Origin of the sequence: Streptomyces sp. NPDC020780, assembly GCF_044334475.1 — a bacterium.
In the GTDB taxonomy this organism is placed as follows: domain Bacteria; phylum Actinomycetota; class Actinomycetes; order Streptomycetales; family Streptomycetaceae; genus Streptomyces.
The window spans coordinates 285664-299878 of the sequence record NZ_JBIRTB010000005.1; the positions used below are offsets into that span (position 1 = coordinate 285664).

Genomic DNA, 14215 nt, shown 5'->3' on the forward strand with positions numbered 1-14215 from the left:
CACACCCGCGCTGTCTCGGCGCGCCCCTGCGTCGCGTCGCCCTGCGCCGAGGACGGTTCGAGGCCAGAATGAGGGGACCACAGCGAGACCCGGCCGGAGCCGACGGCCACCTCGAGTGAGAGGCAGCCCATGGAGCGAGCCGCCATCAGCGTCGACGACCTCAGCAAGCGCTTCGGATCTCTCGTGGCCCTCGACCGGCTGACCTTCGAGGTCCGGCCCGGGGAGGTCTTCGGGCTGCTGGGCCCCAACGGTGCGGGCAAGACCACCGTGATGCGGATCCTGACGACGATCCTGCACCCGAGCGCCGGGCGCGCCGAGGTCCTCGGGCACGACGTGGTGCGGGAGGCCGCCGAGGTGCGGCGGCTGATCGGACTGGCCGGTCAGTACGCGGCCGTGGACCCCAACCTGACCGGGCGGGAGAACCTGCGGTTGATCGGCCGGCTGAGCCGGCTGGCCCGCTCCCGGATCCGTCCCCGGGCGAGCGCCCTGCTGCACCGCTTCGACCTCACTGCGGCCGCGGACCGCCCGGTGCGGACGTACTCGGGCGGCATGCGGCGCCGTCTCGACGTCGCCGCCGCCCTGGTCGCAGAGCCACCACTCCTCTTCCTCGACGAGCCGACGTCCGGCCTCGACCCGCAGAGTCGCAACGCCCTGTGGGAGCTGATCCGCGAACTGGTGAGTGAGGGGACCACAGTCCTCCTGACCACCCAGTACCTGGAGGAGGCGGACCAGTTGGCGGAGCGGGTCGTCGTCGTGGACCAGGGACGCCTCATCGCCGACGACACGCCGGCCGCCCTCAAGGTCCGCCTGGGCAACACCGTGATCGAACTGGACATGGGCGAACGGGGCCGGGCGGTGACGGCAGCCGCCACCATCGAAGGACGACTCGGAGAAGCGGCGGAGGTGGACGGCTCGCGGCTGAGGCTGCCCTGCCGGAACGCCTTCGAGCTGCTGCGCGGCATCCTGAACCTGCTGGAAGCCGACGGGCACGTCCCACGGAACGTCACTGTGCGCGAATCCAGTCTCGACGACGTCTTCCTCGCCTTGACCGGCCACCGCACACGGACCGGTCCCGGCGCGGGCGCCGCCGCCCCAGGGGGGACGGAATGACCACGACCACCACCGGGCGCTCCCTGCCGGCAGAGCGGCCGAGCAGCCGGATCGCCGCCACGGTCCGAGATGGTTCGGCGGTCGCCTGGCGCAACCTCATAGCGTTGCGCAGGGTGCCACGGCTGCTGGTGTTCTCCACCATCCAGCCGCTCGTCTTCGTATTGATGTTCCGCTACGTCTTCGGCGGTGTCGTGAGCCCGTCGCTGCCGCCCGGTGTCTCCTACGTGGACTTCCTGATTCCCGGGATCTTCGTGCAGACCGCCGTCTTCGGCTCGATGAACACGGCGATCGGGCTGGCCACCGACATGCAGACCGGGCTGATGGAGCGCTTCCGCTCGCTGCCCATGGCCCGCTCGGCTGTGCTGGTCGGCCGGACCACCGCCGACCTGGCACGCAACGTCTTCGTGGTGACGCTCATGACCGCCGTCGGCTTCGCCCTCGGCTTCCGTATCCACGCCGGCGTTCCGGCGTTCCTGGGCGGTGTGCTACTGGTCCTGGCGTTCGGCTTCGCCATGTCGTGGATCTTCGCGGTGGTCGGCATGGGGGTCGGGGACCCGGAGACCGCGCAGGCCGCCGCCTTCCCGGTGCTCGCACCGCTGGTCTTCGCCTCCTCGGCGTTCGTCCCCGTGGCGACCATGCCCGGTTGGCTCCAGGCGTTCGCGAACCACCAACCGGTCTCGCAGACCGCCGAGGCCGTGCGGACCCTGGTACTGGGCGGCCCGGCCACCAGCGACGTGTGGCAGGCACTCGTCTGGGACGCCGGGATCGTGGCGGTCTTCGCGCCGCTGGGCGTGTGGTTCTACCGCCGGGTCGTCTGAGGGCCGCGGGTCGGGACGGCGGACGAAAGGCATTCCTCGAAGGTCGGCCACCCCTGGCCAGGTCCGGTCGGCCTCCGTCGAGGGCCGGCCGGACCTGGCCACCCGTGGCCGGCGGACCCACAATGGGGAGAGCGGAACGGTCGGCCCCACCGGGTGGGGTGGAGGATGTGATGAACGGTTCGCTCGAGTTGGGGCACATCGCCGGTGTGCCGTTGCGGTTGCACTGGAGCGCGCCGCTGCTGGTCCTCGTACTGGGTGTCGGACTGGCCGGCAGCGCCCTGCCGGCCTGGGCCCCGGGCCATTCCCCGCTCGCCTACCGGCTCTGGGCGGTCGTGGGAGCGCTGCTGCTGACGGCGAGCCTGATCGCTCACGAGGGCGGTCACGCCCTCGTCGCACGACGATCGAAGATCGCGGTGAAGGACGTGACCGTCTTCGCCCTCGGGGGCGTGACCCGGATGGCGTCCCCCACCACCGCGAGAAGCCAGGGCCTGGTGGCGGCCGCGGGTCCCGTGATCAGCCTGGTGCTCGGCGGCCTGTGCCTGGGCGGCTCGGCCCTGGCTAGCGACGTCCTGCACTGGCCACTGCCGGCTGGGGTCCTGGCCTGGGGTGGATGGACGAACATCGTGCTCGCGGCGTTCAACCTCCTGCCGGCGGCACCCCTGGACGGTGGCCGGGTGCTCCAGGCGTTGATCTGGCGCGTGCGGGGCGATCGCGAGCGGGCGGCGCAGGCATCCGGCCGCTGCGGACAGGTCGCGGGAACGGTCCTGGCGGCGGGCGGCCTGTTGGAGTTCCTGCACGGAGCCGGGGCGGGTCTGTGGCTGAGTCTGGTCGGACTGTTCGTGATGGTGGTCGCTTCCGCAGAGGTCCGGCGCGCCCAGTTGTTCGCGTCTCTGCGCGGGCTGCGGGTGTCCGAGGTCATGCGGCCCGCGATCACGGGGCCGGAGTGGCAGAGCGTCGACCGATTCCTGGCCGAGACCGCGTGGCACGCCCGTGACCGTCCGGTGATCCCCGTCACCGACCTCGACGGCCGTCCCACCGGCTACGTGACGGTGCCCGCCCTACGCGCCGTCCCCGACGCTCGCAGGCCGGCCACCCGTGTCCGGGATCTCGCCGCACCGCTGGAGCGGTGTGTACTGGCCCGTCCGGACGAGGAGATGACCGACGTCCTGGAGCGCGCCGCCATGTCTCCCGCGGGCCCCCTCCTGGTCGTCGATCATCATCACGTCGTCGGCGTCGTCACCGGCGCGGACCTCGCCGGGGCCGGCGACCGTCACCCGGGTCCACGGGGCCGGCCCCCACCGGACGCACCGGCGGGGCGCGGCCCCTGACCCGCCGGTGTCCGTGTCGTCGGGCAGGTTGACGAAGTGGCTCAGAGCCTGTCGGGTGACCTGGGATCGAAAAGCGGACGCGGTCCGATGCGTGCGATTCCAAGGCGCCAAAACGCGGGAAGCGTGCGTGCGAGGGCCTGGCCGCTCGGCCAGAGGCCACCCGACAGGCTCTCAGCCGGCCCTGCCGCGCCCGGGCGATGCGCAGCGCGTGCTCGGGGCCGGAGTCCAAAACGCCGGCGAAGCGTGCTACTCACCGGCGGTCTCCCCCAGCCGGCCGCGCCGGCCACCGCGGAGTGGGGCCGGCGCGGAGGCCGCGCACGCGTGGCAACCGGCCTGCGCCGTTGGGACCACCACCTCGGGCCGGCCGAGGACGCCGGAGTACCCGAGGACGACAACGGCTCCCGCGCACAGCAGCCCGGTGGCGGACAGCACCGCCCAGGGCAGCCAGCCGATCCCGGTGTCGAAGAGAGCGCCGACCGCGAGATTGCCGACGGCGATGGCGATGCCGGAGGCGGTGTTGTAGGCGCCGTAGTACGTGGCCACCAGTCGCTCGCCGGACAGGCGCATCACGGTGTCCATCTCGAACGGGTAGAGCAGCGCCCCGCCCCAGGCCAGCAGCACCGCACACAGCCCGAGGGCCATGACACCGGTCATCGTGCCTGTCGGTCCCTGGCCGGGGGAGGGCAGGACCGGCAGGAAGGCGAGCCCCATGACGGCAAGTCCCCAGGCGATGGCCTTCGGCGCGGTCAGGGTGCGTTCGGCCCAGGCGGTGAGTCTCAGCTGCCCCGACAGGGCCGCGAGCGCGGACGCGGCGAACACCGCCCCCGTCACCAGGCCGGTCTGCCCGCCGAACAACTCCCGCGCCCGCAGCGGCAGCGCCAGGTAGACCTGGAAGGCCAGCACGTACGAACCGGACATGGCGCACGCGAACAGCAGGAAGGGCCGGTTGGCGGCGATGGACCGCCAGTCGGCGAGCACCGCGCCCACGGCGGAGCGTGCGTCCCGGTCGGCCGGCGGACGAGCGGGCAGGGCCCGCGCCTGAAGGACCGCGAGCAGGCCGAAGACGGCTGCGGCGACGACGCACACGGCCCGGAAGTCCAAGGCCAGCAGGGCGAGTCCCGCGAGCGGCCCGACGAGGATGCCCCCCTGGTAGAAGACGTTGAAGACGGCGAACGCCTCCACCCGCCGCTCCTCCCCCGCCTCGGCGGCCAGGTAGGCGCGTACGGCCGGGTTGAACAACGCCCCGGCCAATCCGGTGAGCGCCGAGGCCACCACCAGCGCGGGCAGGGACTGGGCGACGCCGAGGAGGGCGAAAGCGACGGTCCGAAGGGCACACCCGGCGAGGATCATCGGCTTGCAGCCGTAGCGGTCGGCGAGGGTGCCGCCGATGAGGAACATCCCCTGCTGGGAGAGGTTGCGCACCCCCAGGACGAGGCCGACGGTCCAGGCGGCGAGCCCGAGGCCGTGGGAGAGGTGGTCGGCGAGGTACGGCATGAGCATGTAGAAGCCCAGGTTGATGCCGAACTGGTTGACCATCAGCATGCGCGCGGCCGGGTCGAAGGACGCCCACCGCGCCCGCAGTCGCCTCATCACGCACCCACCGCTCGGCCGGCGGGGCGCGGGAGGCGGGCGAGCGGGTCGCGTACGTCCGAGCAGCGGGTCCAGCCGGTCACCACACACTCGTCCGGGACGGCGATCTCATCCGGCTCCTCGGGGATGTCAGCGTCGAGGAGCCCGTGCTCGTCGCACCACGGATCGCTGTAGATCGTGTCGAGGTAGCGGTGCGGGCCGTCGGGGAAGACGGCCGCGATCCGGGTCCCGGCCGGCAGGGTGCGGGCCGCCCAGCCGGCGACCATTGCGACCGCGCCGACGCTCCATCCACCGGAGACGTAGTGCCGTCGGGCGAGCCGCCGGCACGCCCGGGCCGCCTCCCGGGGTGCGACCCAGTGCACTTCGGAGAACGCCGCGTAGTCGACGTTGTCGGGGTGGATGCTGGATCCGAGTCCACGCATGAGCCTGGGACCGGAGGGCTGCCCGAAGATCGCGGAGTTGACCGAGTCCACCCCGATGAGAGTCAGGTCCGGTGTGATCTCCCGCAGTCCGGCGGCGATGCCGGCCGAGTGGCCGCCGGTGCCGACCGCCGCGACCAGGACGTCGACCCGGCCGAGCTGGGCGATCAGCTCCAGGGCGAGCGGCCGGTAGGCGGCGACGTTGTCGGGGTTGGCGTACTGGTCCGGACAGTACGCGCCCGGCGCCGCTGCCATGAGCGCCGCGACCCGGCTCCGGCGGGCGGCCTGCCAGCCGCCGGTCGGGTGCGGCCGGTCGACCTGGTCGACGTAGGCGCCGAGCGCGGTCAGCATCCGCACGAGCGACGGTTCCATGCCGGGGTCGGTGACCACGGTCACCGGATGCCCGTACGTCATCCCGGCGAGCGCCAGGCCCAGGCCGAGGGTCCCGCTGGAGGACTCGATCACGGGGTCGCCGGGCAGCAGTTCGCCGCGCAGCCGGGCCTGGCGCATCATGTGCAGTCCCGGGCGGTCCTTGATCCCGCCGGGGTTGCGGCCTTCCAGCTTCGCGAAGAAGCCGCGACCGGGCGGGGCGAAGGGCTGGTCGACCCAGAGGACGGGGGTGGATCCGACGAGCTGGGCGGGGTGGCGGACCACGGGTGGGACGGGTGCGAACGAGGCCGGGTCGGCCGAAGTGAGAGCGAGGGGCCCGAGGTCGTCGAGCAGGGTGGCGGGATTCATGAGGTGCGTGCTCCTTCGCGCCCCGGCTCTTGGGTGCGGGGGCGGACGGTGGGTCAGTAGGACGCGCGGGCACACCGCTTCCGTGCCGACGGCGTGGAAGCCGGCGGATGGGGGTGCGGTGTGCGGGGGTTTCCTACTGGCGCCAGACGCAGCGCGTAGCCAGCTCGGCATGATGGCGTCGTGGAGCGGAGCCTTCCGAGCGGAACGGTCTCTGCCCCGACAGGACGCCCGGGCCGGTCGCATCGTCGGCCGGCCCCGCAGGCATCCCTTCCATCCCGACGGGAAGGGGTTCTGCCGAGGCGCCCGCGGGCCGTGGCCGGTCCATGGCGTGGTCTCCATGTGCGTCCGGCCCGTGTTCGTGCGCCGGCATCGGCTCCGCCCGGTGACCCGGCCCGTCGTGCGCCGCCGCGGCCACGGTCTGCGGGCACGCGGTGTCGATGAAGATGTGGGCCCCGGTGAAGGCGGCGCTGTGGCCGGCCCCGGTGATGTGGGCGGCGATCACCACGATCAGGACGGGCAGCAGCACGGCGCGGCAACGTCGCAGTCTCCGCGCCCAGGCCCGCCGGAAGTCGATCACCTACCTAACGTAAGACCACACTCACCGATAGTCACGTCTCTTCACCTGTCAGTCGTTCGTTCGAGGCACGGAGGCCACGGTCGGCGGCACAACGCTCGAAGTGCAGGCATGCCGGAGCACGCCCTGCCTGCTGCGAAGGAAGCTTCAGCACCGAAGGACCTCACGGCCTCGAACGCCACATCGGTCGCCTCGGGCACGCAGGCCCGTCCGACACCCGGATCGCCCACGGCAGGTGATCAGCCCGCTGACCGCGAAGACCCGCATCGACCAGGCCGTGACCGAGCTCAACGCCCGAGGTCGACCTCAACTCGCCTCCCTGACAGACGAGTCGGGTTGTGGCCGCTCCGCGCGGCGGCTGGGATCCGGAGAGCTGAACTGCACCGGCGACCGCGTTGAGCGAACGCGGGAGCCGGGCCACTTCCGAACCGGGGCGGTATCCGCGTTCCGGTTCGGTCGCGTTCACGGACGGCCGGACTCAAGCGCCGAGCTGCGGCGTGACATACGAGGCAAAGACTGACGTGTCATGTAATGCAAGGACAGGTGCCCGGCGAACAGCCTCGGCACCTCTCGCATGTGTCGGAACCGATGCCGAAATACTCGCGGGAACCTGTACAGAAAACGTCGCAGACCACACCCGCCCACGGCCGAGTCACATCATCCCGCGCCACCGGAGCGGGGCCGCTCACAGGGCTGATCGGCACGCACATCGTCGGCACCTCACCCCCACTCGCCGATCTGTCCGCGGTTACCAGACCTGCCCGGTCACAACAGGCGGATTCTCCAGGGTTCCCGGGGTTTCGAAAGTTTCGGAACAAACGCAGAAACTATTCCTGTGCGGAGTGTTGACGATGCACTGCCAATACCTCAATCATTTCTGTCTGGGAAACCGGCCACAGTTCGACATCCCGAACTGCTCCGGCCTTGGGTAATCCGTGCCGCACGGCAGATCCACGCACCACTGGACTACCGGTCCCGCTCCACAGCAACCCGCGCCACCCCGTTTCGTTCCGGTGAGGTTCGCACCAGTGCGTCCCTGGCTCTCCACGCAGTCGGAGAGGGAGGCGACGCCGGGTGGCGATCCCCCGGCTGAGCTGCGATGGAGTACCCCGTGCCGGTGTCAAGGATCGCCCCGTCCCCCCACTGCGGTGCCCGGTGATCGCGTATCGCCCGGGTCCCGGCCCGCCCCGTCCGTCCGCCCGTCCGTCCGTCCGCCGAAGGGGAGCGGACGACGCAATCTCTGCGCTTCGGTCCTTCCGTGAATTCCACCTTGGAGGCACAGTCATGGGCTCGTACGCCCTTACCGGACCCGTTGTCCGCCGAAAAATGCACGGCCTGCTGCTGGCACTGGTCGTCGGCGTCCTCGGCGCGGTCACCGCACTGGTCGCGCCGCCGGCCGCACACGCGGCCGAGAGTACGCTCGGCGCCGCGGCGGCGCAGAACGGCCGCTACTTCGGCACCGCGATCGCCTCAGGCAAGCTGGGCGACTCGACGTACACGACGATCGCGGGCCGTGAGTTCAACTCGGTGACGGCCGAGAACGAGATGAAGATCGACGCCACCGAACCGCAGCGGGGCCAGTTCAACTTCACCGCCGCCGATCGCGTCTACAACTGGGCGGTACAGAACGGCAAGCAGGTGCGCGGTCACACCCTGGCCTGGCACTCCCAACAGCCCGGCTGGATGCAGAGCCTCAGCGGCAGCACCCTGCGCCAGGCGATGATCGACCACATCAACGGCGTGATGGCCCACTACAAGGGCAAGATCGCCCAGTGGGACGTCGTGAACGAGGCCTTCGCCGACGGCTCTTCGGGAGCCCGGCGGGACTCCAACCTGCAACGCACCGGCAACGACTGGATCGAGGCCGCCTTCCGCGCCGCGCGCGCCGCCGACCCTGCTGCCAAGCTCTGCTACAACGACTACAACGTCGAGAACTGGACCTGGGCCAAGACCCAGGCCATGTACGCCATGGTCCGGGACTTCAAGCAGCGCGGCGTGCCGATCGACTGCGTCGGCTTCCAGTCGCACTTCAACAGCGGCAGCCCCTACAACAGCAACTTCCGCACCACCCTGCAGAACTTCGCCGCCCTCGGCGTGGACGTGGCCGTCACCGAACTCGACATCCAGGGCGCCTCGGCCTCGACCTACGCCGCCGTGACCAACGACTGCCTGGCCGTCCCGCGCTGCCTCGGCATCACCGTCTGGGGTGTGCGCGACACCGACTCCTGGCGATCGCAGGACACGCCGCTGCTGTTCAACGGTGACGGCAGCAAGAAGGCCGCCTACACCGCCGTCCTCAACGCGCTCAACGGCGGCTCCACCACGACGCCCCCCGCGGGGTCCGGCCAGATCAAGGGCGTCGGTTCGGGCCGGTGCCTGGACGTACCCGGCACCAGCACCACCGACGGCACCCAGCTCCACCTGTGGGACTGCCACAGCGGCACCAACCAGCAGTGGACGTACACCGACGCCGGCGAGTTCAGAGTCTACGGCGACAAGTGCCTGGACGCCGGCGGCACCGGCAACGGCTCCGCGGTCCAGATCTACAGCTGCTGGGGCGCCGACAACCAGAAATGGCGCCTCAACTCCGACGGATCCATCGTGGGTGTCCAGTCCGGTCTCTGCCTCGACGCCATCGCGGCCGGCACCGCCAACGGCACGCTGATCCAGCTCTACTCCTGCTCGAACGGCAGCAATCAGCGCTGGACCCGCACCTGAGGACATCGCTGACGGTCCCGGGTCGCCGCCGTGATGGCGGCGACCCTCGCGGCAGGGCTCGGTGTCCGGCCCCGCGCTCGACGAACGGACCCGGGCGTAGGCGGCCCGGTCACTTCTCCGCCGTCTCGGCTCGACCACACACCGCTATCGTCTCTTCTCCCTCCGCGCTCCGCCGGCTCGAAGGCCTTCACTGCCCGCGCCGGCCGAGGACGAGACGACCGACCGGCGCGGAGACCACCTCCACGTAGGTGATGCCGCCGGCCCGCAGTTCTCGAGGACGCGGATGTCGCCGGAGCCCTCGAGTGCCGCGAGCAGGAGCAACTCACGCGTGTCCTGCGGCAGCCGTTCGACGCGGGCGCGGTACAGAGTCCGGACGTCGCGCCCCGGGCCGCTCCCCCACTCCGCCCCTGCGCCGTTACCGGACACACTGGCGGTCCCTGCGAATTCAGCAGAGCCAGGGGGTTGCCCTGTGCGTCTCGCGCGACGGTCGACAGGACGCACCGAGGGAGATGCACGAAACTCGCCGAACAGCGACAGCACCGCGTTCAGGACGGCGATCCGGCCGTCCGCGGGGCGGACCGATGCCGTCCGATCCGATGGGGACGGACCTTGGCCCTGGTGCCACGGGATCGCCCGGCCTGCGTCCGCTTGTACCGTCGGACCCGGTTCGGCGGGGAGCCTCCGGGTGCGACGGGTTCGCGTCACGGCGGCGCGAGGTTCGGGCTCCGAAGCGTCTCAGCCGATGGCGGGGCCGGTCCAGTCCGTGGGGACGTGGCCGAGGCGGACCCGCTGCGGGTGGTCGCCGACGGGGATCGAGGTGACCTTCGCGCCGGTCGCGAAGTCGATCGCCGTCACCTGGTCGGTGCCGCTCTCGGACACGACGCAGTGCTTACCGTCCCCGCTGACGGTGGCCCAGTACGGCTTGGAGGCGGGGACGAGCGGGCCCTCCTGAAGCGTCTCGCGATTGACGACGGTGACGTAGTCGTCCATGGTTCCGGCGATGCAGAGCTTGTCACCCCGGGGGCTCATGGACATGCCGTGATGGCGGGAGTCGTTGACAAAGGTGGTGCGTTCGTCGCTGGTCTCCGGATTCTTCGGCAGCGTCTTCACTCGGGTGATCTTGTCGTTGCGCACGTCATACTCGACGAACCCGTTGAAGAAGGAGACCTGGAAGTACATCTTCGACTCGTCAGGCGTGAAGGCGACGGGGCGCAGCGCGTCGGACAGGTCCTTGCGGCCGAAGGCGTCGAGCCGCTCGCGCATGTCGATGATCTTCTTGACCTGGAAGGTCTTGGCGTCGGCGACGGTGATGCGGCGGTCGCCCTTGGTGAAGTCCTGCCAGGGTGCGTCCATGTCGGTGTTGACCTCGCCGATGGACATGTTCCACAGGTACCTGCCGTCGTCGGTGTACACGTTCTCGTGCGGCTTGTCGCCCGTCGTGAAGTTGCCTGCCTCCTTGCCCGTCACCATGTCGAGGACGTGCACGGTGTTGGAGAGGGAGGAGGAGACGGCGACCTGGGCGCCGTCGGGGGAGACCGCCATGTGGTCGGAGCGGAAACCGGACACCGGGAAGCGCCAGTTGATCTTGCCGGTCTCCACATCGATGGAGACCACGTCGGCGAAACTCGGCCGGGAGGCGACGACGGACGTGCCGTCCGTCGTGGTGTACATGTCGTCGACGTACTGATCATGCCCCTCACCGGGGCCGAGCCGGATGCCGAGGAAGAAGGCGAGCCTGACGGGGTTGAGGTAGATCTCCCGCAGGCGCTCCTTCTTGTCGGGGATCATGTCGATCCGGCCGATCTTGGCGTAGTCGCCACGGGAGTTGATGACGTCGGCGGTGCCCTCCCAGTTGTTGCCGACGAAGAACACCTCCTTGAGCTCCTCCGAGCCGGCTTTCCGTGCCTGCTGCGGGATATCACTCGCGCCGGCCGAGGCCGGGATGGCGGTCAGTAAGCCTGCGGTCATCGCCACGGCGGTGAGGACGGCCGCGCCGAGGGGGCCTCGGCGGCGGGGAGGACGGGTAGCGGAACGTGTCATGGGGGACTCCAGAGGCAGGGGTGGGCGGCGCGCCGTCGAACAGGCCCGCATCTGTTACTGGAGGTAACGTAGCCAGGGGACGGGAACTTGAACAGGGTGCCATCGCGATTCCTCCCAGGACATCAGGGATCACTGCAGTAGGAAGCGGCACCCTCGCGGCGACAGCATTCCTGGTCGCGCATTCCAGGAGCCTGCAGGCCGCCGAAGTGCCGACCGGGGCTGCGCGGCCGGGCAGCGGGCCGCGCAGCACGGTGCCGGGGTGGTAAGGGCGCAGCAGTTACTCCGTCGGGCAGGGCGATCGTGGTGCTGGGGTTGTTCACGTGGCCGGTGCGTCGAGGCTGGGCACGGTCGACTTGCAACCGTCGCTTCCGTGGTCGGTGCGCTGGGCGTGGGTGAGGGGGTGTGCTGTCGTCCTTGAGTTCGGCGATTGAGGGGGCCGTCGCCGGTGGTGCCCGGGATGCTCAGGTGCGGGGCCCCTTCGAGGTGGCGGCCACAAGTGCGTCGCGATACGGCGGTTGGGCCCCCGAGGCGGTGCAGGCCAGAGCCCCGGCAGTGGAGGCTCGGTACAGCAGCCGCGCCAAGGCGTCCTGGCCCTGAGGCAAGGACACTCGGTGACCGGTGTCCAACAGTCCGTCGAGCAATGCCGATTGGAAGGCGTCGCCCGCGCCGATCGTGTCCGTGACGTCGACACGGGGCGCGGTGGCGTGCGCCTCGGCGTCGGCCGTGACCCCGTACGATCCCTCGGCGCCCAGGGTGACGACGGCCAGGCGTGGTCCGAGCGCGAGCAGCGCGCGGGCGCTGCGTCGGGGGCTCCGGTCCGGCCACAACCAGGCCAAGTCCTCCTCGCTGGCCTTGACCACGTCGGCGACGGCGGCTGCCTGCCCGACCGCGGTGCGGTACGCGTCGCGGTCAGGCAGCACGGACGGCCGTACGTTGAGGTCGACGGCGACGGTGCCGCCCTGCCCCCGTACCGTCCTCGCGGCTTCCCGCACCCGGCTCGCCCCGGGTTCGACGGCGATCGCCAGGGACCCGGTGTGCAGCATCACGGTGTCCGCCGGCACCGCCAGTTCCAGCGGGTCCCAGGCGGCGAGGAAGTCGTAGCGGGCGCCGCCCGTCTCCTCGTCGACCTGTGCCAGGGCCACAGTCGAACGGCCGCTGGCCGAGGGTGCCCGTTCCACCGGAAGCCCGGTCCGGGCGAGGTAGTCCTCGATGACTTCTCCCGGCACGTCGTCGCCCCAGCAGGTGACGGCGTGCACCGGCCGGCCGAGCCGGTGCAGCCCGAGCGCCACGTTGACCGGGCTGCCGCCCGCCCGCACCGCGACGTCCCCGCCACCACGCCGCCAGACGAGGTCCACCAGGACCTCACCGACCACAAGGACCGGCGGACCGCCGGACGGTGTGTGAGTGAGGGCGGTCATCGGGCACCACCTGACATCGGGAGCTCCCATGCGTCGACGGCGTGGGCGTCGGCGCCGGTCGCCATGAGGCGCCATCCCGATCCGCCCACCGGATAGAACCGCACGGTCAGCGAGCGTCCCTCGTCCGTGAACACCTCGCACACCGAGTGATCCACCAGGACCCGAATGCGGGCCGGTTCGCCCACCGGAGCCGGAAGGCGCCACCTGCCATTTTTCGCACGGGGGTCGTGGCTCGCGCGGTCGCGGTCGACCATCACGTCGCCGGTGGCCGGGTCGCGGGTGAGCGACAGATACTCCGCACCTGTCCCGTCCGTCACAATCCGCAGCCCGCTGCCTCCGCTCAACTCGGCCCGCATGTCGAAGGCATGCGGCACGGACCCGAGCTCGGCCGAGCCCGTCCCCCGGGCCTGGACCCGGCGTTCGCCCGTGCGCAGCTCATCCAGCTCGCGGGCCGGTTGCTGGCACACCGAACCGTCATCACCCAGGGTCACTTCCCGGGGGAACGAGAGCATCCCCGCCCAGCCCACCTCGTCGATCCACTGCCCCGGCGCGCCCACACGCGGTTCGTCGCGCGCCTCCCAGACCCAGGCCCACAGCAGCAGCCGGCCGTCGGGGGCGTGGAGTACTGCGGGGGCGTAGAAGTCCGGTCCGTAATCCAGCAGTTGAGGTGGTCCGGTGGCCTCGAAGGTGCCGTCTTCGGTCTCCCGGCCGGGCCAGGCCGCGGTGGCGCGCGCACCCTGCTCGGGGTCCCAGCAGGAGACCAGGAGCGCCCCGCCGTCGGCGCCGAGCGGAGCGTACTGCACACACTCCCAGCCCTCCTCGGTCGTACGGCCGTCCGCCAGTTCCACCGGTTCGTGGGTGAAGAACAGCCCTTCGTAAGTCCATCCACTCAGATCCCCCGGTGCGGTGCAGGTGTAGTGCACCGCCGCGCCGCGGCCGTCCTCGGTGGCCGCGCCGACCAGCATGCGCGGCCGCCCGTCCCACCGGTCGCGCCAGACATACGGGTCGCGGAACATCCGGAGGCCGGGCGGCGCTTCGGGCACCAGGAGACCTGGCCTCTTGGCGAAGCGCACTCCGTCCGTGGAGTCGGCCGCGGCCACCGGCTGGAACGGGCGGTCGTCGCGCCGGGCCGCGTAGAAGACGGTCAGACGGCCGTCGTGGGACAGGGCGTTGCCGGACCACACGCCATCGGCGTCGACGCCCCCCGGGGTGGGGGCGAGGGCGAGCGGCAGCTCCTGCCAGTGCAGGAGGTCAGTGCTGACGAGATGGCCCCAGTGCATGTCGCGGTGCCGGGCGTCGTGCGGGTTGTACTGGAAGAAGACGTGGTAGCGGCCGTCGTGGAAGACCATGCCGTTGGGGTCGTTGACCCAGCCCTTGGCCGGGCGCGGGTGCAGTGCGGGGAAATGGGGGCCGGGGTTCGGCTCCCGGTGGTCGTGAGTGCTCACGGTGTCGTGCCTTCGGG

At 71.0% G+C, this 14215-nt stretch carries 10 protein-coding genes; 4 read left to right on the forward strand and 6 right to left on the reverse strand.

Annotation, left to right across the window (positions count from 1 at the left end; translation table 11 throughout):
- Positions 1-129 precede the first annotated feature (129 nt).
- The 3 genes from ACH4VO_RS11955 to ACH4VO_RS11965 all read left to right on the forward strand — a co-directional run bounded on the left by ACH4VO_RS11955 (position 130) and on the right by ACH4VO_RS11965 (position 3256).
- Positions 130-1110 carry an ATP-binding cassette domain-containing protein gene (locus tag ACH4VO_RS11955; RefSeq protein ID WP_360988052.1) on the forward strand — a complete coding sequence of 327 codons (981 nt, stop codon included), beginning with the start codon at positions 130-132 and terminating at the stop codon, positions 1108-1110.
- Positions 1107-1928, forward strand: coding sequence for an ABC transporter permease (locus ACH4VO_RS11960; RefSeq protein WP_360988054.1), 822 nt, complete (start codon positions 1107-1109; stop codon positions 1926-1928). The genes ACH4VO_RS11955 and ACH4VO_RS11960 overlap by 4 nt, the downstream gene beginning before the upstream one ends.
- Before the next feature lie 170 nt (positions 1929-2098).
- Positions 2099-3256: a site-2 protease family protein gene (locus ACH4VO_RS11965; RefSeq protein WP_360988056.1), complete on the forward strand. Its 1158-nt coding sequence runs from the start codon at positions 2099-2101 to the stop codon at positions 3254-3256.
- A gap of 246 nt (positions 3257-3502) precedes the next feature.
- Here the strand turns inward: ACH4VO_RS11965 and ACH4VO_RS11970 are convergent, their stop codons facing one another.
- The 3 genes from ACH4VO_RS11970 to ACH4VO_RS11980 form a co-directional block, all read right to left on the reverse strand.
- Positions 3503-4846 carry an MFS transporter gene (locus ACH4VO_RS11970; protein ID WP_360988058.1) on the reverse strand — a complete coding sequence of 448 codons (1344 nt, stop codon included), beginning with the start codon at positions 4844-4846 and terminating at the stop codon, positions 3503-3505.
- A complete protein-coding gene (locus tag ACH4VO_RS11975; protein ID WP_360988060.1) occupies positions 4846-6003 on the reverse strand; it encodes a pyridoxal-phosphate dependent enzyme in 1158 nt (385 codons plus the stop codon). Before ACH4VO_RS11975 ends, ACH4VO_RS11970 begins: the two co-directional genes overlap by 1 nt.
- Positions 6004-6136: 133 nt before the next feature.
- On the reverse strand, positions 6137-6580 hold the full coding sequence (locus ACH4VO_RS11980; RefSeq protein ID WP_360988062.1) for a hypothetical protein: 444 nt from the start codon (positions 6578-6580) through the stop codon (positions 6137-6139).
- Positions 6581-7861: 1281 nt separating this feature from the next.
- On the opposite strand from ACH4VO_RS11980, the gene ACH4VO_RS11985 reads away from it, so the two are divergent.
- On the forward strand, positions 7862-9295 hold the full coding sequence (locus tag ACH4VO_RS11985; RefSeq protein WP_360988064.1) for an endo-1,4-beta-xylanase: 1434 nt from the start codon (positions 7862-7864) through the stop codon (positions 9293-9295).
- 735 nt (positions 9296-10030) lie between these two features.
- Here ACH4VO_RS11985 and ACH4VO_RS11990 read toward each other — a convergent pair.
- The 3 genes from ACH4VO_RS11990 to ACH4VO_RS12000 form a co-directional block, all read right to left on the reverse strand.
- On the reverse strand, positions 10031-11335 hold the full coding sequence (locus ACH4VO_RS11990; RefSeq protein ID WP_360988066.1) for a YncE family protein: 1305 nt from the start codon (positions 11333-11335) through the stop codon (positions 10031-10033).
- A gap of 461 nt (positions 11336-11796) precedes the next feature.
- Positions 11797-12753: a PfkB family carbohydrate kinase gene (locus ACH4VO_RS11995; protein WP_360988068.1), complete on the reverse strand. Its 957-nt coding sequence runs from the start codon at positions 12751-12753 to the stop codon at positions 11797-11799.
- Positions 12750-14198, reverse strand: a complete 1449-nt coding sequence (locus tag ACH4VO_RS12000) for a glycoside hydrolase family 32 protein (RefSeq protein WP_360988070.1) — start codon at positions 14196-14198, stop codon at positions 12750-12752. Before ACH4VO_RS12000 ends, ACH4VO_RS11995 begins: the two co-directional genes overlap by 4 nt.
- Positions 14199-14215: the final 17 nt, after the last annotated feature.

Bases quoted from the DNA above. Each gene is read 5' to 3' on its own strand.
- ACH4VO_RS11955 (WP_360988052.1), top strand. From the start codon at position 130: ATGGAGCGAGCCGCCATCAGCGTCGACGACCTCAGCAAGCGCTTCGGA.
- ACH4VO_RS11990 (WP_360988066.1), bottom strand. From the start codon at position 11,335: ATGACACGTTCCGCTACCCGTCCTCCCCGCCGCCGAGGCCCCCTCGGC.
- ACH4VO_RS11995 (WP_360988068.1), bottom strand. From the start codon at position 12,753: ATGACCGCCCTCACTCACACACCGTCCGGCGGTCCGCCGGTCCTTGTG.
- ACH4VO_RS11985 (WP_360988064.1), top strand. From the start codon at position 7,862: ATGGGCTCGTACGCCCTTACCGGACCCGTTGTCCGCCGAAAAATGCAC.
- ACH4VO_RS11970 (WP_360988058.1), bottom strand. From the start codon at position 4,846: ATGAGGCGACTGCGGGCGCGGTGGGCGTCCTTCGACCCGGCCGCGCGC.
- ACH4VO_RS11975 (WP_360988060.1), bottom strand. From the start codon at position 6,003: ATGAATCCCGCCACCCTGCTCGACGACCTCGGGCCCCTCGCTCTCACT.
- ACH4VO_RS11960 (WP_360988054.1), top strand. From the start codon at position 1,107: ATGACCACGACCACCACCGGGCGCTCCCTGCCGGCAGAGCGGCCGAGC.
- ACH4VO_RS11965 (WP_360988056.1), top strand. From the start codon at position 2,099: ATGAACGGTTCGCTCGAGTTGGGGCACATCGCCGGTGTGCCGTTGCGG.